The following is a 235-nucleotide window of genomic DNA, read 5'->3' as shown; positions in this document are numbered from 1 at the left end:
CTTCCAGGGCGTCATGCACCAGCACATGGGACAGGCTGCCTTTTTTGTCCGCCTTGTCAGCGGCGTCTTTCAGCGAGCGGCTCTGTTTCAGCAGGGCCAGCTCACCGCGCAGGCGGCGTTTGGCGCCGATCAGCTCGAAGCCTTTGGCAATCCAGATGGTCCAGGTGATGACCGAGGCCAGGGCCAGGCCGATCATCACGGCCTTCACCACGTTGTCGGCGTTCTGGTACATGCC

At 62.6% G+C, this 235-nt stretch carries 1 pseudogene; it reads right to left on the bottom strand.

Annotation, left to right across the window (positions count from 1 at the left end):
* A pseudogene (locus AC0IW9_RS32040) lies at positions 1–235 on the bottom strand (tonB-system energizer ExbB); the annotation flags it as partial.

The sequence above is a fragment of the Belnapia sp. AC561 genome, from assembly GCF_979252845.1.
This window is presented reverse-complemented; position numbering and strand designations above follow the sequence as displayed.